The 22,211-nt window shown below is 63.6% G+C and carries 25 protein-coding genes, 1 tRNA gene and 1 pseudogene; 17 read left to right on the top strand and 10 right to left on the bottom strand.

The genetic code is table 11. From position 1 onward, the window contains the following. The first annotated feature begins 87 nt into the window (after nucleotides 1-87). Entirely contained in the window at nucleotides 88-744 is a 657-nt protein-coding gene (locus ACFK0J_RS34975) for a HemK2/MTQ2 family protein methyltransferase (protein WP_378733976.1), read from the top strand. 43 nt (nucleotides 745-787) lie between these two features. Continuing rightward, entirely contained in the window at nucleotides 788-958 is a 171-nt protein-coding gene (locus ACFK0J_RS34970) for a CDGSH iron-sulfur domain-containing protein (protein ID WP_378743250.1), read from the top strand. Between the two features lie 66 nt (nucleotides 959-1,024). Here the strand turns inward: ACFK0J_RS34970 and ACFK0J_RS34965 are convergent, their stop codons facing one another. Both ACFK0J_RS34965 and ACFK0J_RS34960 read right to left on the bottom strand, forming a co-directional pair. Further along, nucleotides 1,025-2,032 carry an iron-containing redox enzyme family protein gene (locus ACFK0J_RS34965; RefSeq protein ID WP_378733975.1) on the bottom strand — a complete coding sequence of 336 codons (1,008 nt, stop codon included), beginning with the start codon at nucleotides 2,030-2,032 and terminating at the stop codon, nucleotides 1,025-1,027. Continuing rightward, nucleotides 2,029-2,496: an SRPBCC family protein gene (locus ACFK0J_RS34960; protein ID WP_218471613.1), complete on the bottom strand. Its 468-nt coding sequence runs from the start codon at nucleotides 2,494-2,496 to the stop codon at nucleotides 2,029-2,031. Before ACFK0J_RS34960 ends, ACFK0J_RS34965 begins: the two co-directional genes overlap by 4 nt. A gap of 266 nt (nucleotides 2,497-2,762) precedes the next feature. Here ACFK0J_RS34960 and ACFK0J_RS34955 point away from each other — a divergent pair, with 266 nt between their 5' ends. The 4 genes from ACFK0J_RS34955 (at nucleotide 2,763) to ACFK0J_RS34940 (ending at nucleotide 7,024) form a co-directional block, all read left to right on the top strand. Next, nucleotides 2,763-4,229: a peptide MFS transporter gene (locus tag ACFK0J_RS34955; RefSeq protein WP_378733974.1), complete on the top strand. Its 1,467-nt coding sequence runs from the start codon at nucleotides 2,763-2,765 to the stop codon at nucleotides 4,227-4,229. 55 nt (nucleotides 4,230-4,284) lie between these two features. After that, the gene (locus ACFK0J_RS34950) at nucleotides 4,285-5,784 is read left to right on the top strand and encodes an amino acid permease (protein ID WP_378733973.1); all 1,500 of its coding nucleotides are present in this window, start codon (nucleotides 4,285-4,287) and stop codon (nucleotides 5,782-5,784) included. 109 nt (nucleotides 5,785-5,893) lie between these two features. Continuing rightward, complete coding sequence (locus ACFK0J_RS34945; RefSeq protein ID WP_378733972.1) at nucleotides 5,894-6,811, top strand: ribonuclease Z; 918 nt, start codon at nucleotides 5,894-5,896, stop codon at nucleotides 6,809-6,811. Nucleotides 6,812-6,950: 139 nt separating this feature from the next. Beyond that, a tRNA-Leu gene (locus tag ACFK0J_RS34940) sits at nucleotides 6,951-7,024 on the top strand. 827 nt (nucleotides 7,025-7,851) lie between these two features. Here the strand turns inward: ACFK0J_RS34940 and ACFK0J_RS34935 are convergent. Together ACFK0J_RS34935 and ACFK0J_RS34930 are read right to left on the bottom strand one after the other, a co-directional pair. Beyond that, a pseudogene (locus ACFK0J_RS34935) lies at nucleotides 7,852-8,556 on the bottom strand (recombinase family protein); the annotation flags it as partial. 293 nt (nucleotides 8,557-8,849) lie between these two features. Further along, nucleotides 8,850-9,164 (bottom strand): hypothetical protein, encoded by a 315-nt coding sequence (locus ACFK0J_RS34930; RefSeq protein ID WP_378733971.1) that lies wholly within the window; start codon nucleotides 9,162-9,164, stop codon nucleotides 8,850-8,852. Nucleotides 9,165-10,001: 837 nt separating this feature from the next. On the opposite strand from ACFK0J_RS34930, the gene ACFK0J_RS34925 reads away from it, so the two are divergent. Together ACFK0J_RS34925 and ACFK0J_RS34920 are read left to right on the top strand one after the other, a co-directional pair. Beyond that, nucleotides 10,002-10,298, top strand: coding sequence for a hypothetical protein (locus ACFK0J_RS34925; protein ID WP_378733970.1), 297 nt, complete (start codon nucleotides 10,002-10,004; stop codon nucleotides 10,296-10,298). A 2-nt stretch (nucleotides 10,299-10,300) separates the two neighbouring features. Continuing rightward, entirely contained in the window at nucleotides 10,301-10,693 is a 393-nt protein-coding gene (locus ACFK0J_RS34920; RefSeq protein WP_378733969.1) for a hypothetical protein, read from the top strand. On the opposite strand, the gene ACFK0J_RS34915 is transcribed toward ACFK0J_RS34920, so the two are convergent. Continuing rightward, entirely contained in the window at nucleotides 10,690-11,181 is a 492-nt protein-coding gene (locus tag ACFK0J_RS34915; protein WP_378733968.1) for a hypothetical protein, read from the bottom strand. The genes ACFK0J_RS34920 and ACFK0J_RS34915 overlap by 4 nt on opposite strands. Nucleotides 11,182-11,204: 23 nt before the next feature. Then, nucleotides 11,205-11,498, bottom strand: a complete 294-nt coding sequence (locus tag ACFK0J_RS34910) for a hypothetical protein (protein WP_378733967.1) — start codon at nucleotides 11,496-11,498, stop codon at nucleotides 11,205-11,207. Nucleotides 11,499-11,816: 318 nt separating this feature from the next. On the opposite strand from ACFK0J_RS34910, the gene ACFK0J_RS34905 reads away from it, so the two are divergent. The 3 genes from ACFK0J_RS34905 to ACFK0J_RS34895 are packed head-to-tail and all read left to right on the top strand — an operon-like array spanning nucleotide 11,817 to nucleotide 13,565. Beyond that, complete coding sequence (locus tag ACFK0J_RS34905; RefSeq protein ID WP_378733966.1) at nucleotides 11,817-12,056, top strand: hypothetical protein; 240 nt, start codon at nucleotides 11,817-11,819, stop codon at nucleotides 12,054-12,056. Beyond that, nucleotides 12,040-12,603 carry an RNA polymerase sigma factor gene (locus ACFK0J_RS34900; RefSeq protein ID WP_378733965.1) on the top strand — a complete coding sequence of 188 codons (564 nt, stop codon included), beginning with the start codon at nucleotides 12,040-12,042 and terminating at the stop codon, nucleotides 12,601-12,603. The genes ACFK0J_RS34905 and ACFK0J_RS34900 overlap by 17 nt, the downstream gene beginning before the upstream one ends. Continuing rightward, nucleotides 12,600-13,565, top strand: a complete 966-nt coding sequence (locus ACFK0J_RS34895; RefSeq protein ID WP_378733964.1) for a hypothetical protein — start codon at nucleotides 12,600-12,602, stop codon at nucleotides 13,563-13,565. Before ACFK0J_RS34900 ends, ACFK0J_RS34895 begins: the two co-directional genes overlap by 4 nt. A gap of 204 nt (nucleotides 13,566-13,769) precedes the next feature. Here ACFK0J_RS34895 and ACFK0J_RS34890 read toward each other — a convergent pair whose 3' ends face one another. Next, a complete protein-coding gene (locus tag ACFK0J_RS34890) occupies nucleotides 13,770-14,153 on the bottom strand; it encodes a hypothetical protein (RefSeq protein ID WP_378733963.1) in 384 nt (127 codons plus the stop codon). Nucleotides 14,154-14,494: 341 nt separating this feature from the next. Between ACFK0J_RS34890 and ACFK0J_RS34885 the strand changes: the two genes are divergently transcribed. Next, entirely contained in the window at nucleotides 14,495-15,004 is a 510-nt protein-coding gene (locus ACFK0J_RS34885) for a DUF5753 domain-containing protein (RefSeq protein ID WP_378733962.1), read from the top strand. 8 nt (nucleotides 15,005-15,012) lie between these two features. Then, nucleotides 15,013-15,399 (top strand): DUF397 domain-containing protein, encoded by a 387-nt coding sequence (locus ACFK0J_RS34880; RefSeq protein WP_378733961.1) that lies wholly within the window; start codon nucleotides 15,013-15,015, stop codon nucleotides 15,397-15,399. Between the two features lie 64 nt (nucleotides 15,400-15,463). On the opposite strand, the gene ACFK0J_RS34875 is transcribed toward ACFK0J_RS34880, so the two are convergent. Beyond that, nucleotides 15,464-15,838, bottom strand: a complete 375-nt coding sequence (locus ACFK0J_RS34875; protein ID WP_378733960.1) for a hypothetical protein — start codon at nucleotides 15,836-15,838, stop codon at nucleotides 15,464-15,466. A gap of 18 nt (nucleotides 15,839-15,856) precedes the next feature. Next, nucleotides 15,857-17,200 (bottom strand): hypothetical protein, encoded by a 1,344-nt coding sequence (locus tag ACFK0J_RS34870; protein ID WP_378733959.1) that lies wholly within the window; start codon nucleotides 17,198-17,200, stop codon nucleotides 15,857-15,859. 329 nt (nucleotides 17,201-17,529) lie between these two features. Here ACFK0J_RS34870 and ACFK0J_RS34865 point away from each other — a divergent pair, with 329 nt between their 5' ends. Genes ACFK0J_RS34865 through ACFK0J_RS34850 form a run of 4 tightly spaced genes read left to right on the top strand, consistent with a single transcriptional unit; the run spans nucleotide 17,530 to nucleotide 21,240 of the window. Then, the gene (locus ACFK0J_RS34865; RefSeq protein WP_378733958.1) at nucleotides 17,530-18,366 is read left to right on the top strand and encodes a sugar phosphate nucleotidyltransferase; all 837 of its coding nucleotides are present in this window, start codon (nucleotides 17,530-17,532) and stop codon (nucleotides 18,364-18,366) included. Continuing rightward, nucleotides 18,300-19,517, top strand: coding sequence for a radical SAM protein (locus ACFK0J_RS34860; protein ID WP_378733957.1), 1,218 nt, complete (start codon nucleotides 18,300-18,302; stop codon nucleotides 19,515-19,517). The genes ACFK0J_RS34865 and ACFK0J_RS34860 overlap by 67 nt, the downstream gene beginning before the upstream one ends. Then, nucleotides 19,514-20,458: a dTDP-glucose 4,6-dehydratase gene (locus ACFK0J_RS34855; RefSeq protein ID WP_378733956.1), complete on the top strand. Its 945-nt coding sequence runs from the start codon at nucleotides 19,514-19,516 to the stop codon at nucleotides 20,456-20,458. The genes ACFK0J_RS34860 and ACFK0J_RS34855 overlap by 4 nt, the downstream gene beginning before the upstream one ends. Further along, nucleotides 20,455-21,240 (top strand): class I SAM-dependent methyltransferase, encoded by a 786-nt coding sequence (locus tag ACFK0J_RS34850; protein WP_378733955.1) that lies wholly within the window; start codon nucleotides 20,455-20,457, stop codon nucleotides 21,238-21,240. The genes ACFK0J_RS34855 and ACFK0J_RS34850 overlap by 4 nt, the downstream gene beginning before the upstream one ends. Nucleotide 21,241: 1 nt before the next feature. Here the strand turns inward: ACFK0J_RS34850 and ACFK0J_RS34845 are convergent, their stop codons facing one another. Further along, on the bottom strand, nucleotides 21,242-22,108 hold the full coding sequence (locus ACFK0J_RS34845) for a glycosyltransferase family 2 protein (protein WP_378733954.1): 867 nt from the start codon (nucleotides 22,106-22,108) through the stop codon (nucleotides 21,242-21,244). Nucleotides 22,109-22,211: the final 103 nt, after the last annotated feature.

Genomic DNA, 22,211 nt, shown 5'->3' with positions numbered 1-22,211 from the left:
CGCACTTCCGGCATTGCTGCTGGTGGTCGCGGTGTGAGGTTAACGCGTGCCTGTTTCGAGTCGGTGCGGCGAGGTATTCGATCTCCGATGCGACTCATACGATGCCCCGGCGTATACCGCCCGCAAACCGACACCTGGCTGCTGGCCAGGGCCGCTGCCGGTGCCGCGCTGCCCCGGCAGCCGCGGGTACTCGACCCGTGTACCGGTACCGGCGCGCTCGCGATCGGGGCCGCCCGGATGGGGGCCTCCTCGGTCACCGCCGTCGACGTCTCCCGCCGCGCGATCGCGACGGCCTGGCTGAACAGCCGCGCCGCGGGCGTGCCGATCGAACTGATCCACGGCGATTTCACCCAGGCGGTGCGCGGCCGCACGTTCGACGTGGTCCTTGCGAATCCACCGTATGTACCGTGTGCGAACCCCGACGCCACGCGCGGCCGCAAACGTGCGTGGGACGCGGGCTGCGATGGCCGGGTGCTGCTCGACCAGCTGTGCGGGATGCTGCCCGAATTGCTGGCCAAACGCGGCGTCGCGCTGATCGTGCACTCCACCCTGTCGGACGAGGAGCTGACCCTGAACCACTTGCGGGACAACGGATTGAAGGCCTCAATTGTCGCGCGCCAGACCGTCCCGTTCGGCCCGGTGCTGCGTAGCCGGGCCGAATGGCTCGAAGCCGCAGGGCATATCGAGCCGGGACAACGCTTCGAGGAACTGGTGGTGATCCGTGCCGACCGCATCGAACGCTGAGCAACCGGACACCGGCCGTCCGGCCGCCGACTACCGCCGGGTCATCCTGGTACCCGGTGGTCCCGCGCTGATCGAGGGACCGGTGGAACTGGTGTCGGAGGACGGCACGGTGGTGCGGTCGGATCGATTCCAGGTCGCTATGTGTCGCTGCAAGCGCAGCAAGACTTTTCCGCTCTGCGATACCAGCCATCGCCGGAAAGCTCGCAGCGACTGACCGCGACAGTTCGGTCGGCTGCCGCGACTCGCGCGGAGCCCCGAACTCGGACGGCGGCAGCCGAACTCACACGGCGACAGCGATTTCCCCGCGCAACGAGCTCCGTCCGGCCTGCCAGCTGTCCAGAACATGTTGCGCGAAGCGGTCTTCCAGCAGATCCGTCACCTGGATACCGAAGACGACCGATTCGGTGAGCTCCGGTTCCCGCGCGAGCAGGTTGCCGATTACATCGCGGCGCATCACCTGCTCGTGCACGGCGTCGGCCTCCACGTGTTCGGTGTAGAACAGCAGGCAGGCCGGGTCGGCATCGAAGCGTTCCAGCGCCTCCACCATGCGCCGCGCACCGGGCGGCGAGGTGATCTCGACCGTCGCGAAATGCCCGACCAGCGCACCCCGCCGGACACGGTGCAAACCGAACAGCGACATCATGTTCACGATGGCCAGCATCGGGGCCGGGACGGCATCGAGGTAGTGCAGATATCCCGGATCCAGCCCGGCACCGGCGAGTAAGTCGGCGTACAACTGCGCGTGCACGCGTTCCCCACGGCCACCGCCGAATTCGTCGAACTCGACCGCGACCAGCGACGCCTTCGCCTGACCGCGCAGCCGCGGGATGGCCCACGCGTACGGGTCGGCCTCTTTGTGGTGGTAGATGGAACGCTGCGCGAAATACTCACACAGCTGCCACCATTCGCCGTTCTCGCGCAGGTACTGACTGACTCCCGTCGGTTCCGCGGGCTCGATCAGCAGCTGCGCGAGTTCGTCCTCGATGTCGGCGCCACCGGGCACGTCGCGACGCAGCGCGGCCAGGAACGGTTGCTCCATCGCCGCCCGCAGCCGCAACAGATCCGGGTCCCACTCCCACTCCGGGTCTACCGAGTCCATTCCGTGGTAATGCAATTCGTAGCAGGTGTGCAGTGCGAGCTGCAGGTCGTCGCCGTACGGATCGGTGTCGCCGACCTCGGGTAGCGTGCCGCCGCGCCCCGGCTCGGTGCGCAGCAGCTCCAGCACGGCGGCGGAGAGTTCGCCGCGTGGTTGCGGTAGCGGGATCGGGGCGATGTCGTCGCGACTCATGGGCGCGGGGTCTCCTCCTCGGTCTTGCGTGCCCGGCCGACGACCAGATCCGCCAGTCTGGACAGTGATTCCTTGTTGCGCGGCACCAGCAACAATTCCTGGACCCCGTCGGGCACGAGGGTCGCCGGCCCGCTGATCGCGCGTTCGTACATGCTGACGCGGGTGCTGTCCGGCGTGATCTCGGCCAGCTCCAACCGGATCCACGCGGACCCGACCGGCCACAGGCGCGCCTCCAACTCCAGCATCCGCGGCGGGTCCACGTCGTGCACCTTGGTGGTGTCGGACAGGGTCAGCGGCCACGGGCCGACACTGTGGTGGATGCGGGTCCCGACCGCGGGCCACCCGGCATCGACATCGCGAATGTGCGAGGCGCCGACCACCCAGAGCGCGTACAACCAGCCGTCGGCCAACACCGCGAACGTGTCCTCCACCGAGGCGGTCACCGTGATCTCCACAGGTTCCATTCGTGCGTCACTTTCCATCGTCAGGGTGGGCCCGCTGTGGTGGCTGAGTGTTCGCCACCGCGACCCGGTGTCTCTCGGATGCCCAGCCGTCGCCGGAGGAAACGCCTCGCCTGGTGGCAGGACCGATGCTCCGTTGGGCGGCGATTCTGCGGATTCGGTGCTGATTCGCAGTCTTGCATGTCGCGCAATCCGGTGCATGCTGCGAGGATGTTCGAGATTTCGGTGTTGATGCCGAAGAATCGAGCGAAACATGGGATGGTCTGAGGATGTCGGAAGCAACAACGGCTGAGCAATCGGTCGCGGGACGGACTCTCTTCGGCCACCCGATCGGCCTGACCAACCTGTTCGGAGTGGAGCTCTGGGAACGGTTCTCCTACTACGGGATGGTCACCATCCTCGGCTACTACCTGTACTACTCGACGACCGAAGGCGGGCTCGGCCTGTCGCAGAGCACCGGTGTCGGCATCGTCGGCGCGTACGGCGGGCTGGTCTATCTGTCCACGGTGCTCGGCGGCTGGATCGCGGACCGGTTGCTCGGCATGGAGCGGACGGTGTTCTACGGCGGCGTCGTGGTCGTGGCGGGGCACATCGCGCTCGCCGTGCTGCCCGGCCTGGCCGGTGTCGGCGTCGGTCTGGTGCTGGTCGCGCTCGGCAGCGGCGCGCTCAAGGCCAACGCCTCCTCGCTGCTCGGCACGCTGTATCCGAAGGGTGACGCGCGCGCCGACGGCGGGTTCACGCTGTTCTATCTCGGTATCAACCTCGGCGCGTTCAGCGGTCCGCTGATCACCGGACTGCTGCAGAACCACGTCGGCTTCCACTACGGCTTCGGCGCGGCGGCGATCGGCATGGCGCTCGGCCTCGCCCAGTACGTGGTCTTCCGGCACAACCTCGGCACCCACGGCCGGGAGGTGCCGAACCCGTTGCCGCGCAGCGCGATCGGTCCGCTGATCGGGCTGCTCGTCGGTGCCGCGGTCGTGGTCGCGGCGGTCTGGACGACCGGCCTGGTGACGCTCGATAATCTGCCCGAGGTGACCACCGGCGTCATCGCCGTCGCGTCCGTCGTCTACTTCGTCGTCATGCTCACCAGCGCCAAGGTGCTGCCGATCGAACGCAGCCGGGTGCGCGCGTTCATCCCGCTGTTCATCGCCAACGCCGTGTTCTGGTCGCTGTTCCAGCAGATCTTCACGGTGCTCGCGGTCTACTCCGACGAACGGATGAACTGGAGCGTCTTCGGCTGGACCGCGCCGTCGAACTGGATCGGTTCGGTCGAGCCGGTCTGGATCATCGCGCTGTCGCCGCTGTTCGCCATCATGTGGACCAAGCTCGGCTCGCGCGCCCCCAGCACGCCGCGCAAATTCGCGCTCGGCGTGGTCGGCATGGGCCTGGCGTTCCTGCTGTTCGTGCCGCTGTCCGCATTCAGCGGTCAGACGGTTCCGGCACTGCTCGTCGTCGCCGTCATGGCCGGATTCGCAGTCTCGGAGCTGCTGCTCTCACCCATCGGACTTGCGGTCACCACCCAGCTCGCACCGGAAGCTTTCCGGGCACAGATGATGGCGCTGTATTTTTTCTCGGTTGGCATCGGCACGTCCATGTCGGGTACTTTGGCTCGGTTCTATGACCGAGACCACGAAATCGCCTACTTCGGTATCACCGGCGCCGTCGCGGTCTGCGCCGGACTGATCGTGGCCGCCATCGCGCCGCGGATCAGCAGGCACATGGCGGGCGTGCATTAGCCTGCCTGCCGGGCATAGACAGTTCGACAGCATGACCCAGAGGTGAGGAGAAGGTGTGGCGATCCGCAAGCCGGACGACGCGACGGAACAGGTGGCTGCTCGATGGGGCGGATTGTTCCGCACCAAATCCGTCGAACAGTCGATCCGGGACACCGACGAGCCGGATTCGAAACTCCGCAAGGACCTGACCGCATGGGACCTCACGGTCTTCGGCGTCGCGGTGGTGATCGGCGCGGGCATCTTCACGCTCACCGCGCGGACCGCGGGCGATGTCGCCGGACCGTCGGTCTCGCTGGCGTTCGTCTTCGCCGCGATCGCCTGCGGACTGACCGCGCTCTGTTACGCGGAGTTCGCGTCGACGGTTCCGGTCGCGGGTAGCGCGTATACGTTCTCCTACGCCACCTTCGGTGAACTCGTCGCCTGGATCATCGGCTGGGACCTGATCCTCGAATTCGCGCTCGCCACCTCGGTCGTGGCCAAGGGCTGGTCGCAGTACCTCGGTGAGGTGATGGGGTCGACGCCGGTCGTGCACATCGGCTCGGTGTCCTTCGACTGGGGTGCGGTGCTGCTCATCGCGATCCTCGGCGTGCTGCTCGCGACCGGGACCAAGGTGTCCTCGCGGGTGTCGGCGGTGGCGGTGGCCATCAAGCTGGCCGTGATCGCGCTCGTGCTGATCGTCGGTGTCACCTACTTCAAGTCGGAGAACCTGACGCCCTACATTCCGCCGTCGCAGCCGGGCGAAGAGGGCGACGGGCTACGCCAGTCGCTGTTCTCCTTCCTGACCGGCGCCGGGCACAGCAGCTTCGGCTGGTACGGCCTGCTCGCCGCGGCCAGCCTGGTGTTCTTCGCGTTCATCGGCTTCGATGTGGTCGCGACCACCGCCGAGGAGACCAAGAACCCGCAGAAGGCGGTGCCGCGCGGCATCCTCGGCTCGCTGCTCATCGTCACCATCCTGTACGTCGCGGTGTCGCTCGTCCTCACCGGCATGGTGCCCTACACCGATCTGTCCGGTGGGAATGCCACGCTCGCAACGGCTTTCGCGATCCACGGGGACACCTGGGTGAAGAACATCATCTCGATCGGCGCGCTCGCCGGACTCACCACGGTGGTCATGGTGATGTTCCTCGGTCAGACTCGAGTGCTGTTCGCGATGTCGCGCGACGGGCTGATGCCGCGCAAGCTCGCGCACACCGGCAAGCACGGCACACCGGTCCGGATCACCGCCATCGTCGGCGTCGTCTGCGCGCTGCTGGCCGGCTTCGTCGACTTCGGCACGCTCGAGGAAATGGTCAACATCGGCACGCTGTTCGCGTTCGTGCTGGTCTCGATCGGCGTGCTGATCCTGCGCCGCACCCGTCCCGACCTGCCGCGCGGCTTCCGCGTCCCGCTGGTTCCGCTCATCCCGATCCTCGCGGTCCTCTCCTGCCTCTGGCTGATGCTGAATCTGTCGGTGGAGACCTGGCTCCGCTTCCTGGTCTGGATGGCCATGGGCTTCGTCATCTATTTCGCCTACAGTCGGCGCCACTCGCTGCTGCGCACCACACCCCTGGAGTAGCGCGAGAAGCCGGTGCGCCACTTCGCTGAATGCGCTCCCGCGGCGAGGTTGCCTCGGGGGCGCATTTCGTGCGTTCGGGCGGGTGGGGTGTGGGGGTAGCGTGGCGGTGGTGTCGCAGCGGGAGCTCGTAGTCCTCGGGACTGCCAGTCAGGTGCCTACCAGGCAGCGCAACCACAATGGGTATCTACTGCGGTGGGATGACGAAGGGGTGCTGTTCGATCCGGGGGAGGGGACGCAGCGGCAGATGATGTTCGCCGGGGTCTCGGCCACCGATATCACGCGGATCGCGATCACCCATTTCCATGGGGATCACAGTCTCGGGCTCGCCGGTGTGGTCCAACGGATCAATCTCGATCAGGTGCCGCACGCGGTCGACGTGTGTTTTCCGGCCTCGGGCGCGGAGTATTACGACCGGCTGGTCAACGCCACCTCCTACTACCATCGGGCCGAGCTGCGGCCCAGGCCGATCGATCGAGCGGGCGCGGTGGACTTCCCCGGTGCGCCGTTCGAGGTTGCCGCGGTTCGGCTTTCCCACCCCGTCGACACCTTCGGTTATCGGCTGACCGAGCCGCCCGGGCGGCGCATGCTGCCAAACCGGTTGCGTGCCCGCGGGCTGAGTGGGCCGGTCATCGGCCAACTCCACCAGCGGGGTCGCCTCGAAATATCCGGTCGCACGGTAACTCTCGAAGAGGTCAGCGAACCGCGCCCCGGCCAGAGCTTCGCCTTCGTGATGGATACCCGGCTCTGCGACGGCGTGCACGAACTCGCCGCGGCCGCCGACATGCTCGTCATCGAGGCGACCTTCCTCGACGCCGACGCGCACTTGGCCGCCGAACACGGCCACCTCACCGCGGGTCAAGCCGCGCGCGTAGCCGCCGACGCGGGTGTCCGCACCCTCGTCCTCACACACTTCTCCCAGCGCTACCGCGACCTGGCCGACCACCTCGCCGAAGCGAGCGAATACTTCACCGGCGACCTGCACATCGCCACCGATCTCAGCCGAATCCCACTGCCCCCCAGGCGATAACATACCGCCCTGTTCGTCGTATCCCCTCGCCGCTCTTTGGTCAAGTGCCCGACTTTTTCCAGGACGGCCCCGACACGTTGCCCAGGTTCAACACTCGGAATTCCGGTACACCCGTACGACTCGGTACGCTGTCCCGGACGCCCCCATAGCCCAATTGGCAGAGGCAGTGGACTTAAAATCCATCGAGTGTCGGTTCGAGTCCGACTGGGGGCACGTACAGCATCGACACAAGTACCGCTGCCTGTGGTCTGACGAGGCGGTTCCTGGGTAGCGATCGCGGAGCTGCTGATCGACGCTGCGGCGTGCGCGACCTGGGGTAGCTCGTCAGCGGGCAGTTTGATGGTGATGGTGACGCGGCGGCCATCGTCTTGCAGGTGGATGTTGAGTTGTGTGACTTCGAATAATCTGCGCAGCAGCGGCTCTGGGGCTTCGGCGAGGTTGAGTGTCAGGTACGGCAACGCGTCCAGCAGAGCAATATCGGTCGGGGCGGGTCGGCCAGGCTCGGTGTTGTCGGCGGCGTTGAGTTGGGCGATGGTGGCTAGGGCGTTAGATTTTTCCGTCTCCAGGTTGTTGTAGGTGCCGCGCAGTGCCTTCGTGAATGGGTCATCTGGATCGCCATCCTGGGCTTGCCGCAAGACGGCATTCTGCCGTCGCGTTACGTCCGCGATGGTCCGCTGAAGCCGTTCCTGATCGATGTGTCGTTGTCGTGTTGCATGGTCGTCAACCCCAGCCAGGTCGGCCGCTAGAAGGTCGCGGCGATGCTCGCCGAAGACGCGTTCTGTGAAGAATCTGGAAACGGCGTCTAGCACGGCATCCTCGCGGATGTAGACCGTTTTGGGGTGGCCTGCGTACTTGTCGGGACGTCCTCTGTTGTTGCCGGTTGGCCAGCAGAGGTAGTAGGTATCGCCGTGGCGGGAAGTGCCGAACATCCGTCTGTTGCACCCGTGCAGAAGCATGCCCCGGAACATGTAGGTTCGCTTCGTTTCGGGGTGGGTGTTCTTCTCGTGGCCGTCGCGCGAACCGCGTCGTGCCTTGCGTCGAGCGACAAGCTCGTCGTACATCCATTTAGGAATTAGCGGCTCGTGAGCAGACTCGGTGGACCACACCCACTTCATCGGGTCATTAACCTTGCCGCGTCGCGAGCGTGATGCACGTCGGTTGAACACCTGATAGCCGGTGTACTTCGGGTTTGTGAGAATCTCGTACACACTGGTCTTACCCCACGCACCGCGTGCCCGTTGCTTGCCCGGAGGCTCGGGCGGTGGATGCTTGGTCAGATCGGCATTCAAGCGTTCGGCAATCGTTTCGTAGCCCAGTCCCTCGTGGTAACGCCAGAGCGCGATCTGTGTAACGGTCTCGCCGCGTGCTCCATTGCCGATATTCCAACCCTCCCGCACATGTGTACAGAGTCCACCCCATGATTGTTCGAGAATATTCAGGACTTCGTACTCCGCTACGGACTGGTTGATCCGCCGTTGCAAGATCCGTTGTGCACGACTCCCGCTGATGGTGATTGGCTCGTTTGCTGCAAAGAGTGGTACTTCGACACTTTCCAATTCCCGCTCTATGGACAGGCCCTCGAACGTGCACCCGGCGGCGCGCGCAACGGATTCGCAGATCACCACGTCAAATCGTCGGCCAGGATTGCGTGCCTCGTCGAGAAGGTCGGTAATGCCGCCATCACGGGCGATCGGAATATCGAACCGTTCGTAGTCTGCGCCCCGGCCACGGGCGTCTAATTCCATCCGCCCGGACTCAACATCATAGAAGTGGGCCACGATTACCCATGATTCAGGAATTGAAGCCTTGGAGTTGCTGAGTTGCCGCAACAACGACTGCCGTGGATCCTGCTGATCTTCGGTAGACGTGCGTCCAAGGAAGGCTACCCGGACCTCGTCCCGCAGCAGTGCTATCGGCATCCCCAGTGGCGAGACGGCGTAGTCCGACAACCCGGATGGACCTGATGCTGGCGTGGCCGAGGAGGGCGATATGGTTCGGCGTGCTGGCGTTGGCGGGTTGATGGACATCCCATCCTCGGTCATGCGGCTTTACCATCCTTGATTAATTGATCATCGGACTGTTGTTGCGCGGCCCAATCAAGAAGGTCGCGGGTTATGTCGGCCAGTTCGTTGCGCAGTCGCAGAGCTTCCGTGCCATGTATATCTGTGACATGTCCATAATAGCTCCGTTGGCTGCCATATTGATGCTGTTGGATATAGCTCCAAACGGGAATTTCGGAGCTCATCTCGGGAAGGTGGTGGACGCGAATGTGGACCGGGTCTTCGTTTGGCGGGACGAATGCCTCGAATTTATTTGCTTCTGGGTAGATAGAATTCGTTTGCTCCATGGTCATGATGTGCATCCAGGGCGCAATTTGTCGTCATTTATTGTTGCGGATCCTTCTTCTGTTCTCGACCGAGGGATTATCCGAAAGCGTTCAGTCCAGGTCGTCGAGTTCGTTGCCCACGGGAGCCTTGGGATGCTCGGTTTCGGCGGGTTGTGAAGCGCGCTGGTCCTCTCGGGGGTGGGCTGAGCGGTCGATTGCGTCATGGGAGCCTCCAACTACTGACTGGCGGTCCGCGATGGTCCCGGGCAGACTCTGGTGCACCGGTTAACACCGGAATCGAGGTGCGAGTTCGACACGCTGCGCTGAACGTTCATAGCTAGTGTCACTTCTCGTCGATCCTGGGCCGGGTCATCGCCGTCTGGCAGGCGATCCGCCCCGTCCAGCCCCCGCTGCTGGACCGCCGCACCGGCGAGAACATCGACATCCTGTTCGCGGTGCGGGCTCGCAGGATCTCCACGGCCTACATCAACAACACTGTCATCCCGATGCTCTGCCGCAAGGCCGGTGTCCCGACCGCCGACAGTCCGTGGCGCCAACACCAGCCACCGCGCCCGATCCACCATCGCCAGCCAGCTCTACAATGCCAAGGAGCCGACGACACTGTTCGAGCTGCAGGCATGGCTGGGGCATCGCGGCCCCAATCGACCCAGTTCTACGCCAAGATCAGCCCGAACACCCTCACCCGGGGCCTACACCGACGCCAGGCTACTTCGCCCGCAGCGTCCGCACCATCGAAGTCCTCGTCGATCGTGACGCTGTCAGCTCCGGCATGGCCGCGGCCGGTGACCCCTGGCGGTACTACGAGCTCGGGCATGGCTACTGCACATACAGCTTCTTCGAGCAGTGCCCGCATCGGATGGCATGCGCCCGCTGCGACTTCTACGCACCGAAGGAATCCAGCAAATCTCAACTGCTGCAAGCGAAATCGAACCTGCAACAGATGCTGGTCACCATCGTCTCACCGACGACGAACGCGCCGCCGTCGAGGACGGCCAAGCTGCCCTCGATCAACTGCTGCAACGCCTGGCCGACACTGCGACTCCGGCCGGGCCGACACCACGCGAACTCGGCGCCCGGCCCGGCAGAGCCTTGCCACTGTTCATCGAACACTCCACCGAACAATCCGACCGGAAGCAATAACCATGCAACCCACCCTCTACACCGCGAGCAGTTCCGGCCCGGGCCGGGTCAGCATCATGGCCAAGCCGCGCGGCCACGACTGGCTACCGGATGAGATGACCGCATTGCGGGCATTCGGCGTCGACGTCCTGGTCTGCGCACTCACCGCAAACGAACTCCACGACACCGGCCTCGCCGACGAACCCGCCGTCGCCCGCGGCACCGGGCTGGATTTCGTCGCCATACCGATCCCCGACCGCAGGGTCCCCGACCTCCACACGATCCTGCCGACGCCGGTAAGTGGTTCGGCGCAAGCCCAGGACCGGGATCGGTCAGCGACATCGAGGGGCCGACGGCGCGTGCCGTGCGGTTGCTCCGGCAGCGGATTTTCGCGGCCTCGCGGTGGAGCTCATTAAGGCTCGGCTGCGGTTCTGGCGCGGCGATGTCGGTAGGCCCGTTGTTTGCATGCGTTGCTGCAGTAGGACCGCCGGCGCCCGGCGGGTCCGGTGTAGGGGATTCGGCACGGGCATTCCGGGCATTGCGGCATGCCTGTTATTACTGTCCAGCCATGCCGCGGGCACGAGGTCAGCGGCATGGCGCGCGGGGTGCCGCCCTGGAGAAGATAGTGGAGCAGCTTGAGGAGCTTGCTGAAGCCTTGGTCGTGTACGTAGGCATCGATCTGTCGGGTGTAGCCGCGTTCGCGGCAGTGAGTGAGGGCGGCGTGGAAGGTTTCGCTGATTTCTTGCTCGGACCACAGGGGATTGGCGATCTGGCGGAAGCTTTTGCCCTGCAGAACTTCCAGCATCACGTTGCGCTCGTCCTCTTCCGCACCACTGGAGATCATCCAAAGCAGATCCAAGAACAGCTTGCGGCTGGCGAGGTCATCGGTGACCTTCTCCTGCACGGGATCGCGGTACCGGCGATGCCTCACCTCGCCTCCTCGCTTTCGTCGTCGTCACGGTCGGTTCCCTCTCGCGACCCTCGATCTCGGGTGGCCTCGCGCGCCCCGCTTATCCCCTCGGGGCGCTCGTGGGGTTGCGGCGGCCGACGCCGTAGCCCGAAGGCGGTGGTGAACGACGCGAAGATCTGCGGGATATCTTCCGGCCGCGCCCGCATCAAAGCGATGACCGCCACGATAACCACGACGAGGCAGGCAGCGGGGATGGGCTGGTGAACAGCCACCATCACCGCATCCATCGCGGTGATGAGCGTGGTACGCACGTACGTCCTCCTGGCACGAAAAAGCCTCCGGCAGCACAGCTGCCGGAGGCTACGAGTGGGCTGAAACGACAAAAGGCCCCGGCGGATGCCAGGGCCTGAACGGGGACACACTTGGTCCACCGAGGATGACCATATCACACCCCCATCGCTACCTACCACACGTGAATCAGCCCAGCTCGGAACAGGTTTCGTTCTCCACAGGGCATTTCGTAACGGGGCATAGCACGCGGGGCGCCCGGCGCATTTCGTCGCGAAGTTCACGCTCGCCCGGCTTTGAGCCTCTATATAGGTGAACGCGAACCGAGCGAGGAAGAAGACATGAACCCGACCACCGCTGTGCTGGTGATATCGCTAGGAATCCATGTGCTGGCCGTCGGTGGGCTATGGCTACGCCTACGGTGGCGGGCAGAACAGCAGCGGGTACATCGGGGATATCTGATCGCTCTCGTCCGCGCACTGCCCGAGGGCAGTCACGTCGACGACGTGCACGGTGACGGTCGGCGGACCCGCCTGATCCTTGGCTCAGAAGCGGGGCGAGTTGATGACCGACGACCGTGACAATCCGGCCGGTGAACTCAAACCGGTTCCCCGTGGCATCAAAGCTTCGGCGTTCCTCGCTCGAGAGGTGGCCGCCTTCAGTGCGTTCTACCGGCAGATCGTGCCGCGGCTGGTGGCTTTCCTGGAAGGACACGGGGCCTGCCGGCCGGACGCGGTTGAAATCGCCCAGGACACTCTGGAGAAGGCTTGGCGTTCCTGGTCGGCTATCGAGCATCCGAGGACCTGGTCGTACACCGTGGCGGGGCGCGAGTACGCCCGCCGGATGAGCAGACTCGAAGAGGATTCCGTCGCCGAGGTCCCCGAGCGGACAGCCCTGCTTCGCAGCGATTCGGAATTCGATGCAGCGGAGCGTCGTCACGATCTCGCCCGGATCGTTCCTACTTTGCCTCCGCGGCAACGCCAAGTGATGGCGTGGACTCTCGAGGGGTACGAGCCGAGTGAGATCGCGGAAATCCTCCAGATCACTCCGGAGGCAGCTCGTTCCAATCTGAAGAAGGCCCGCCGAACAGTCGCGATCTACCTGGATGATTCGAGCGAGGAACAATGAACGACCTCACTGACGAGCGGAACGCCGCTGTCGATCGCTGGCTAGACGAACAGCACCACACCGCTGTTGCCGAGATCGCCGACGCACTCGATATTGAGGCGGGTCTGTGCGAAATCCTGATCCCTGTCCACCACGACAACTACCTCACCGAGGTGGCCGAAGCGCTCGACGTCGACGCGGGTCTGGCCGCGATCGTTCCCGCACCAGTCAGGCAACTCCCCCCATCCGGCTGGGCCGAGGGGCCGGGAGCCGATCGGTTCATCAAGGCGGCAGCAATCGTCACCCGGGTCTTCAGCGGCTGGAAGGCCCTGGCGCCGGACGTACGGTGGACTCTGCGGGAGAACTTCCTCGATGGTGGCCTCACAGATGCCGGTGAGATCGCAGAGCTGTTTCAGCACAGAACTCTGCGCCATATGGACGCCGATCCCCTTGTGCGAGCAGCCCTGTTCGTCGAACTGGAATACGAGTGGTGGCACGGCATGCTCCAGAGAGTCCACGACTTCTCCCAGCACAGTGAGGCGATCTACGTCGCCCTTGAACTCGAGGCGTATACGGGTGCGGACTCACCGCGAATGATGGCCACCATCGAGCGGGTACTCAGCACCCTTGCGGGCATGCGTCGAATCGCCCTGAACCTGCGCGGTCAGGGCCGTCGGCTGCACAAGGAATTTCTCCAGCGGCGCGACTCCTACGACACCGCGACGGAGCTTCATGAAGTGATGCTGCGCTCGCTTCGGCTCTCTGAGCGGATGATCGACGCCTGCAATGCCATCAACGATTTCGCTGGAGATGACCTGAGCCGGATGGACCTCCGACTGGATCAGCTCGGCGGGGTTCGTTGGTCCGTGCAGACCGAGTGGCCAGAATCGTTGCGGGATGTGGTGGTGCGGGATTCGATCCCTATCGGAAACGGCGTATTCGAAGTGAGGAAGGGCGGCAGCCTTCATCCCTCGATCGCTTAGCAAGCTCGGACGATGGTGAATGCGACCTGTGATGGGGTGATGCGCACCACGACCGTCATGCCCCTCCTCGACGCGGCCGAGGAGCCGGTAAGCGGCATCGAGGAGGGGCTGTAGGCGGTGTTCGGGGCTGTCCATCACGGCGAGCGCGGTGCTCAGCCGATCGCGCAGGCCCGGCCGAGGCGTTGCCCGCAGGCCCTGGCGAGGTTAGGAGCCCGGGTTCTCTTTAACGAATTGCTGGACTTCCTCGAAAGCTTTAGAATCCAGGCTCTTCAATTCCCTGCACGCGTCACCCTCTCCCTTCTTGAGTTCCTCCTTCGGAATACCGGACCTCTCCTCACCCAGCCCTCGCAACTCGTGAAGACAGGGCATTTCCAGTTCCCGAATTCTTTGCTGTGCAGCTTTGCTGGCTTTGTTTTTTCGTTCCGCGCCGAACTTGCTCATACAGTCCTTGAACCCTGTGTAGTCCTCCTTTTCGGAACATTCGAGGAACCTGTCGGTATCGTCAGCGACTGCTGAACCCGCATAGATCACAGCGGTGGAGACAGTTACTGCGAACGCCAGGACTACAACACGAGCGAAACTACGCATAGAACGGCTCCTTGCTCCAGGAATGGCAGTGGGCCTTACGATCTCAGCCACACTGTTGGCACAACACCGGGGATTCGTTACAACCGGTCGCAAGGATGGAAATGGGCTCGAACAACATTGGAACCCATGAATCCGGTCGGCTGGGTCGGCGAGGGCGTAAGAAGCTGTCTCGGATCTCCGACCATCGCGAGTCGCAGAAAATGCGAACTCACGACACATTGATGTCGGCGGATCTGGCGCCGATGTCGAATCGCTTCTTGGCCAGGTGATTTGGCTATGCGGGCATCCCGTCGATCGTCGACCATACCCGCTCGACACGGACCCACGGGCAAGGGTGATGTGTGTTCTGGCGGCCGCCTGGACAGCTTCAAACGCCGGAGTATGCGTCTGCGCTGCTCGAAGGGCATCTCCGGGTAGCTCCAATGGATGCGCCGCAGGTTGTTGCCGCTCGGATGGCACGCCAGCGAGTCGCCGACGAGACCAATCCACTCCGACTCTGCGCCGTGATCGAGGAATACGTGCTTGACCGCGTGGTAGGTGGACCGGCGGTAATGGCCGCGCAACTGCAGCACGTCCTGAACCTGATGGAAAGAGACAACGTCGACGTCCATGTCATGCCGGTATCGGTCACCGTCCATCCGGGCCTCGATGGCGAGGTAATGCTTCTCGACTTCGATCATGCGCAGAGCATCGGTTACATCGAATACCCCGCAGGGGCGATCTACGTGCAGCAACAGGACCAGATCGCGCTCTATAAGATGGGTGCAGATCGACTCTGCCAAGTGGCGCTGTCGGTCTCCGATTCTGCGGAGGCCATCAGACGCCGCCTCGGCACTCTTCAATCAGGTTAGGAGTAGCGGTGACCCCCGACGACCGCCTCGAATGGCGGACTCCCAGCTTCAGCGGCAACGGCGAGAACTGTGTCCAGGTTGCCCCCGACCGAGGTTGGCGAACCGGACAAGGTGCCGACGGCGTCACGAGTTCCGGCGCCGTCTACCTCCGTCACAGCAAACATCCGGATGCGGGCACGATCACATTCTCGTTATCGTCATGGACGGCGTTCCTTGGAGAAGTTCATGCAGGTAGCGTCAGCAACAACGGGGTCGTAAAAGTGACTGGAGACGAGGGCGGCGTTCTCGTTGACGCGGTGAGCAGCGATGTATCCCTGCGGTTCGACGAGGGAGAATGGAACGCCTTTATCGCAGGCAACGAAGCCGGAGAGTTCGACGTCACCCGATTCGCCTAGCGAGCTCTCCCCGGTTGCGACGTATCCCGGGCTAGTCGCAGAACGTCGGCATCCTTCCGCATGGCTAGTTCTTGGTCGCCAATGAGGCTTCGACGGCGTCGAAGATGTCGGCGTCGACTTGTTGCTGCCAGCCGGGGAGCTGGTTCCAGTCTGCGACGTAGGACGGTTTTGGGTCGGGAAAGTGCTTATAGATTTGCCCGATCCAGCAGAGGGCTACGAAGCGTCCGCGTTGTTCGCGGTTGAGTTTGCTGGTGGCTCCATCGGTGGCTTCTATGAATGCCGCAACCTGTTCGTAAACCGCTGTGGCGCTGGCTTGTTCCCACTCTGGCATCTGTTCCCAGGGTGCGATGTAGCCGGGTTTCGGTTCCCCTGGGTAGTGCTTGGTGACGCCAGCGATCCAGGCGCTGCGGAAGGTGCGTCCGCGGTCGTTGTCTTGCAACGTGGCTCCTTGGTTGGTTCAGCGCAGTTGGAGGGCTGCGATTTGTTGGCTGAGGTGATGGACGTGCTGATCGCGTTGGCCTGGATCGATGTGTCTGCGTAGGAGTTCGAGGCGGCGGCCGAGGTATCCGGAATGGGTTCGGCGTGCGATATCGAGTGCGGCGTTGCCGTAGGTGACGAGCTGGAGCGGGTCGCGGCGCAGCGCGCCAGCGGCGGCGAGATCGATGAGGACGCCAGCCCTGCGTCGGGTCGAGAGGGGGCGGTCGAGAACGGACAGCAGGAGTGGTTCAGCCTGGTCGGGACGTCCGAGTTGTACGTAGCAGGCGCCTAGCTCTTCGTCGAGACGTGATCCATCGAACCGCAACCAGCCAGTTTCGAATGTGCCAGCTACATCGAGTGCGGATCGCGCGGAGTCGGTGGCGCGTTCGCAAGCTTGCGCTTCGCCGAGGCCGGCGTGAGCTTGCGCGAGTACCGAATCGACCCAATACCGAGTGGTCATGCTCGGGTCTCCGCGGCGAGCGAGCTCTCGCGCCGATTCGAGCAACGGGACCGCTGTCGCAAACTCGCGGTCGAAGAGGCTGATGTAGGCATGTCTGGTCATCGCGCACGCCCACAAATCCATCGCGCCTGCGTCCTTGCTGAACGCGGCAGCGGCTGTGTAGCAGTGCGATGCCGTCGCAAAGTCAGCGTTGTCTAGGAGGATCTCGCCAGCGAGCTGGAGAACCTCACCGGCGATTGCGCACAGCAAGCGCCACACGGATTCGTCACGAGGTCGGCGCAGTCCACTGAGCACGGCATCGAGGTGCTCGCGCACGGCCGGGAAGATCTCAATCTTGGTCACCGCTGTCGAATAGCTTGCCCACAGAGCGTGATTGATGTTCGCGTACTCGGAGGCTGTCGCAGTATCGATGTGGCTGGAACCGTCGGTCGCCACGAGGATTCGGTCCCAATCCATCGTTGGTGAGGCCAGCGCAGCGCTGGAGATGCTAAGCAGTCTCAGCAGCTCACGGCGGTTCATGTCGTAGATCTCCATGGCGTACGGACCGCACGGTGCGGAGTTTCGATCATCGTCGAGGTCGAGCTTAGGCGGTGTGGCCGGTCCTACGGCGCTGTCGTTCGTTTGTCGCAGTTCAGCGCACCGGAGGCGGAACCGGTCTCGTTGATCGTCGCTCGCCCGTGCCAGCGTCGTATCCATGATCGCCGCATTCACTGGTCGCAACGTCAGCGTCGCACCACGGCGCTCCCACTTGCGAAGAGAGTCGAAGCGCACACCTGTGATCTGGCAGAACCCGGAACGGGTTTCACGGAGCGCGTCGCGTAACGCACGCACCTCAAGTCCGGTCCAAGAAAGTTGCACACGCATCGGTACTCACCCCTGTACCAGTTCGTGCGAGAAGCGTACCCCCTCGGTGCCCCCGGAGTACCACTAACGGCACTTCCGCAACAGACTGGCGACTGCGACTGTTGAAGGACCGCAACGATGCAACTGCGACATTAACCGCAAGTACCACAACCGTATTCGACGGTGGTTGGCGCGTAGTCGTGGGGCGGATAGGGGCTTCGTTGCCGCGCCTGCAACTAGCCATGCGCGGTGGGGTGTCCTCAAGGATCCGTACGGTCTCGGCTCTCAAATTCCGCGCGGCCACGCGCTTGCGCCCCGGGCTTTGCCCGTGCTCAAGGAAGAAGATAAGAATGGTGCTGAATCAGCCTCTGCTACAAGGGATCTTGCTGCTCGGAGGCAGCGGGAGCCGCATGCGTCCGTCCTTTGCCGGTAACAAGCATCTGATCCCGATCGGAGGCCGCCCGCTGGCCGACTACGGCCTGGAATTGTTGATGTGCTGTGGAATCGGGAGGCTTAGCGCCGTCGCGGGGCCTGGGGACATAGATCATTTCCGCCGACTCTTCGATCGCGTTGCACCAGAGATCTCGATCGACTACGTGGCTCAGCCTCATCCGCGGGGGACCGCCGACGCGTTGCAGCGGTGCGCTGACTCCGTCGAGCTTCCCTACGTCGTAACGTTGTGGGGCGACAATCTGTTCGAGTTCGCGCCGGTCGAAACGGTTCGACGCTTTGTCGTTGATCCTGCTCCGTGCATGATCACTCTCGCCGAATCAGGCACTCCGCAGCACTTCAGCACTGTCACCGTCGATGACGGCCGTGTCCAGGCGATCATCGACAAACCCGCTCACCCCACGACAAATACCGTCTGCGCCGGATTGATGTTGTTCGATGCGGATGCCCTGTTCCGATCGGTCCGTGAGGTCGATCAGAACGCACGCGGCGAACGCGAAGCGATGGACGCGGTGCGCGGCTTCATGCGCGCAGGCGAGTTGAGCTTCGACCGGCTGACCGGCCGCTGGTTCGACGCCGCCGTATCCCCTGCATTTCTATACGAGGCCGAACTGTTCGCCCTCCGAAGAGGTTTCAACCACCCGACATCCGAAGATCAGGAACCCCCGTCATGGACCTCACCCACCCGTCTGCACCAGTTCGGCTCAACCTCGACACTACAAGGCGTTGCCAGCTGAGTTGCTGGTACTGCCACTCCTCATCCGGCCCTGACTACCGTGGCCCAGAAATCGACCCAGCCCTCATTCCGGACATCCTCGAGACCGCCGACCGGCATCGGATCTTCGAGATCACCATCACCGGCGGTGAGCCCACGATGTGGCCGGGCCTGATACCGATGCTCGAACAATCAACGCGCTTGACGTTTTCGAGCCTGCTCCTGATCACCAACGCCCTTGCGACACCAGCGAAGCTACTGCGCACCATAGAGTCGGCGAACCTGTCACGGATCTGCGTGAGCCTCGACGGAGTTGGTGCACGCCACGACCGTAACCGAGGGCACGGAACCTACGAACGGACCCTGCAGGGTATCCGCGAACTGCGCAAGGTGCACGACAACATCGCAGTCATCTCCGTCGTCGATGCGACCAACCACACGCGCTGGCCGGAACTTACCCGCGCGCTGGCTGACCTGGGCGTGAGCGCACACCATCTGACACCGGTATGCACTGCCGGGCACGCGATCACCGACTATCGAGGCCTGGACGCCCAACAATTCGCCGACGTGCACCGGATGACCGCGCAGATCGCCAGCGAGGTCCCCGAGATCGCGGTGCTGTTCAACGACGAATTGGTACACCCACTAGCAACTCGCACCATGGGCATTCACCAGTTCACCGAGAACTGGAAGGGCTGGCACCGCATCGTGCGCCCCAACGGTGAGGTACGTACCCAGATCCGCGCATGGGGCCGCACCTGGCGCGCAGACGAAACAATCGGCAACCTCAACCGTCACACACTGTCGCATATCCTCGATCAACCAGCACAGCAGGTTTCGGCGTTCACCCGAACCGAAGAAGTGGCCCGCAAATTCCATCTCGGTGCCGACGCCGGTCTGATCCTCGCCGACCTGGGCGACATCAACGCCATCGAACACGGCCAGGCGGCCGCACCCGCTCAGCAACTCGCCGACGATATCCCCCTGCCCGTGCCACTGGGCATCGCAGTCCATGACTTAGGCCACCGAATCCGCCAGACACCGGACAACTTCCGAATCCGCCAAGAACAGCGCTTCGCGTTGCTTTTCAACACCCGCAGCCACGAACTGCATGTGCTCACCGACGACGAGAACCGCTCGCTCAGAGCCGCATTGGTGGAGGTTGCCGCATGAGAGTGGTGGTCACCGGCGGTGCCGGATTCCTCGGAGTGCACGTTGTGGAACAGCTTCTGCGCAAGCGCCAGATCACGGCCGTGACCGTGCTCGACAACTGTCGCCACACCGCGATACCGCAAGCTCTGCCGGTCTCGCAGCGAGTCACCTTCGTCGACGGGACCGTGCTCGATGCTGGATTGGTCACCGAACTCGTGACCGATTGCGAAGTGGTGATCCACCTTGCCGCAGAAACATTCGTCGATGCGTCTATCGCCGATGACGAACTGTTCGTCGAAACGAACATCACCGGCACGGCGGTGCTCCTGCGCGCGCTAAGAGCTCTCGGCGGCCGACGGCTATTGCACGCGTCTACCGACGAGGTATTCGGCGAAGCGAGCGATGAACCATTCACCGAGGCGACTCCGTACCGGCCACGCAACCCCTACGCTGCCACCAAGGCTGCCGCAGACCATCTCGTGCGCGCCTACGCGATCACCCACGACGTCGACGCGACGATCTGCCACTTCAGCAACCTCTTCGGTCGCTGGCAATACCCCGAAAAGCTCATACCCGCCGCCGTGGTGCGACTGCTACGCGGCGAGCCCGCCCAGATATATGGCACCGGGCAGCAGTCCCGCACATGGCTGCACGTCACCGATGCCGCAGCCGGGCTACTCGCCGCACTCGACCACGGCGCCTCAGGCGAGTCGTATCTGATCGGTGGAGACGAGGAGCTGACCACACTCGAAGTCATCGACCGAATCGCCGAGCAGTTCAACATCGCCGTCGAGGACGCCACCACGTTCGTCGCCGACCGGCCCGGCCATGACCACCGCTACTGGACAGATACAAGCAAGGCTCGCCGCGAACTCGGCTGGAAACCAGCGACAACGTTCGATGACGGCCTGCAAGACACCGTGACCTGGATGACCACACACCAAGGATGGTGGCGGCAGTGAAGAACAAGAGCGCGATTCGCGCCGCCTACAACGACGGCAACGTCCTCGGTACGAAGATCGACATCCACACCCGTTACAGCAGCATCCCCATCGACCTGCACGCCGCGATCACCACACGCTGCGGCCTGCCGAACGACCTCGCCTTACTCGATATCGGCTGCGGTACAGGACATCTACTCGAACATACCGCTGCCCTCGGGCACCGCGGCAGACTCTTCGGCCTCGACCTCGTACGCCCGCCGATCGCCGACACCCCCAGCAAGCGCTACGCCGAAGGCGACGCCGAGTACCTGCCCTTCCCTGACGACACCTTCGACATCATCACCTGCTTGCACACCCTGAGCCACCTCGGTGACATACCAGCCGCGATGGACGAGGCGCGACGTGTACTTCGCCGCCGCGGGATGTATCTAGCCACCGCCAACTCGCTTTACGCTTACCCGCACGCCTGCCGGTATCGGTGCCGAATCCACGACGAATTCGGTTGGGGCGAACCCAAGTTCACCACGACCCAGGTCAACGCTGAGAACCTCGAACAGACTCTCGCTCCGCACTGGCATGTGCTCAGCGTCGATTTCCTAGTCGGCGAGCTGCGCATACCGGTCGACGAGTACGCCGACTACTTCGCCGCCAACATCCCCACCTGGGAGCACACCCCCGCTACGTTCGCGCAGGACAAGATCCTCCAGAAGATCAACCAGTGGGCGCACGACGACCAACGTGATGGCTACATCGTCGAACCCAAACGAGTCGCTGTAGCGGTCTGCGCCGACAGCCAGTAAGTCAGCGTCCGCGCGCCAACGCAGTCCGCAACACCGACACCGCCCCACGTCCGACCAGGCCGAGCGCTACCAAGGGAGTCATCAGGATCCACGGGCTGCGCCGGTTGTAGTCGATGTAGAACCGCAACGCGCTGCGATGGTGGTTACGCACCTTTCGGAACGGTGCGTGCCGGGTACTGCCTCCCTCGCGGTGCAAGATCGCCACGTTAGGATCGAGGACCACCCGCCACCCGGCGCGGTGCAAGTCCAGCGCGATCTTAGTTTCTTCGAAATACATGAAGTAGCGCTCGTCATAGCCACCAACGGCATCGAACGCCTCCCGCCGAAACAACATGAAGCAACCCGAGATCCAGTCAACATCACTCACCGAGGTCACGGGATTACCGAAGTAGGCGCGGGTCGCGGGATTCGCTGGCCACACCGATCCCAGTAGGGCGTGAGCGATACCGACGCCGATCGACGGAAACCGGCGACCGGTCGGATACGTAGAACCATCCAACCGCGATACCCGTGGACCGATCACACCGATCCGGTCGTCAGAGCGCGCCGTCTCGACCAACGCCGCGATCGCCCCAGGCGTCATCCGTGTGTCCGGATTCGCAATCAAGAGCCACTCGGTATCCAGCTCGCGGGCACCCTGATTGATCGCCCGTGGCAACCCAACATTTACCGGGTTCCGGACGACCGTCGCCCCGAACGCTTCGAGGATCTCGGGCCCGTCATCGGTCGATGCGTTATCGACAGCAACGACTCGCAGTGATAGCGGCTCAACCGAGGACGGCAGTGATTCGAGGAACGGCGGAAGATCCTCACTGCTGCCGTAAGTGACCAGGACAAGACCGACTGATTTCGCATCACGTGCGGGCATGCCCGCGAACCTAGCAGGCGGCCGACAACGAAGTCAGTGTGACTAACCACCACAGTGGACCGGCTGGGCTAGCGATTTGGCGCGTTAAGTGACCTGTCAGTTG

This window comes from Nocardia brasiliensis, from assembly GCF_042691675.1.
GTDB lineage: Bacteria > Actinomycetota > Actinomycetes > Mycobacteriales > Mycobacteriaceae > Nocardia > Nocardia brasiliensis_D.
This window is presented reverse-complemented; position numbering and strand designations above follow the sequence as displayed.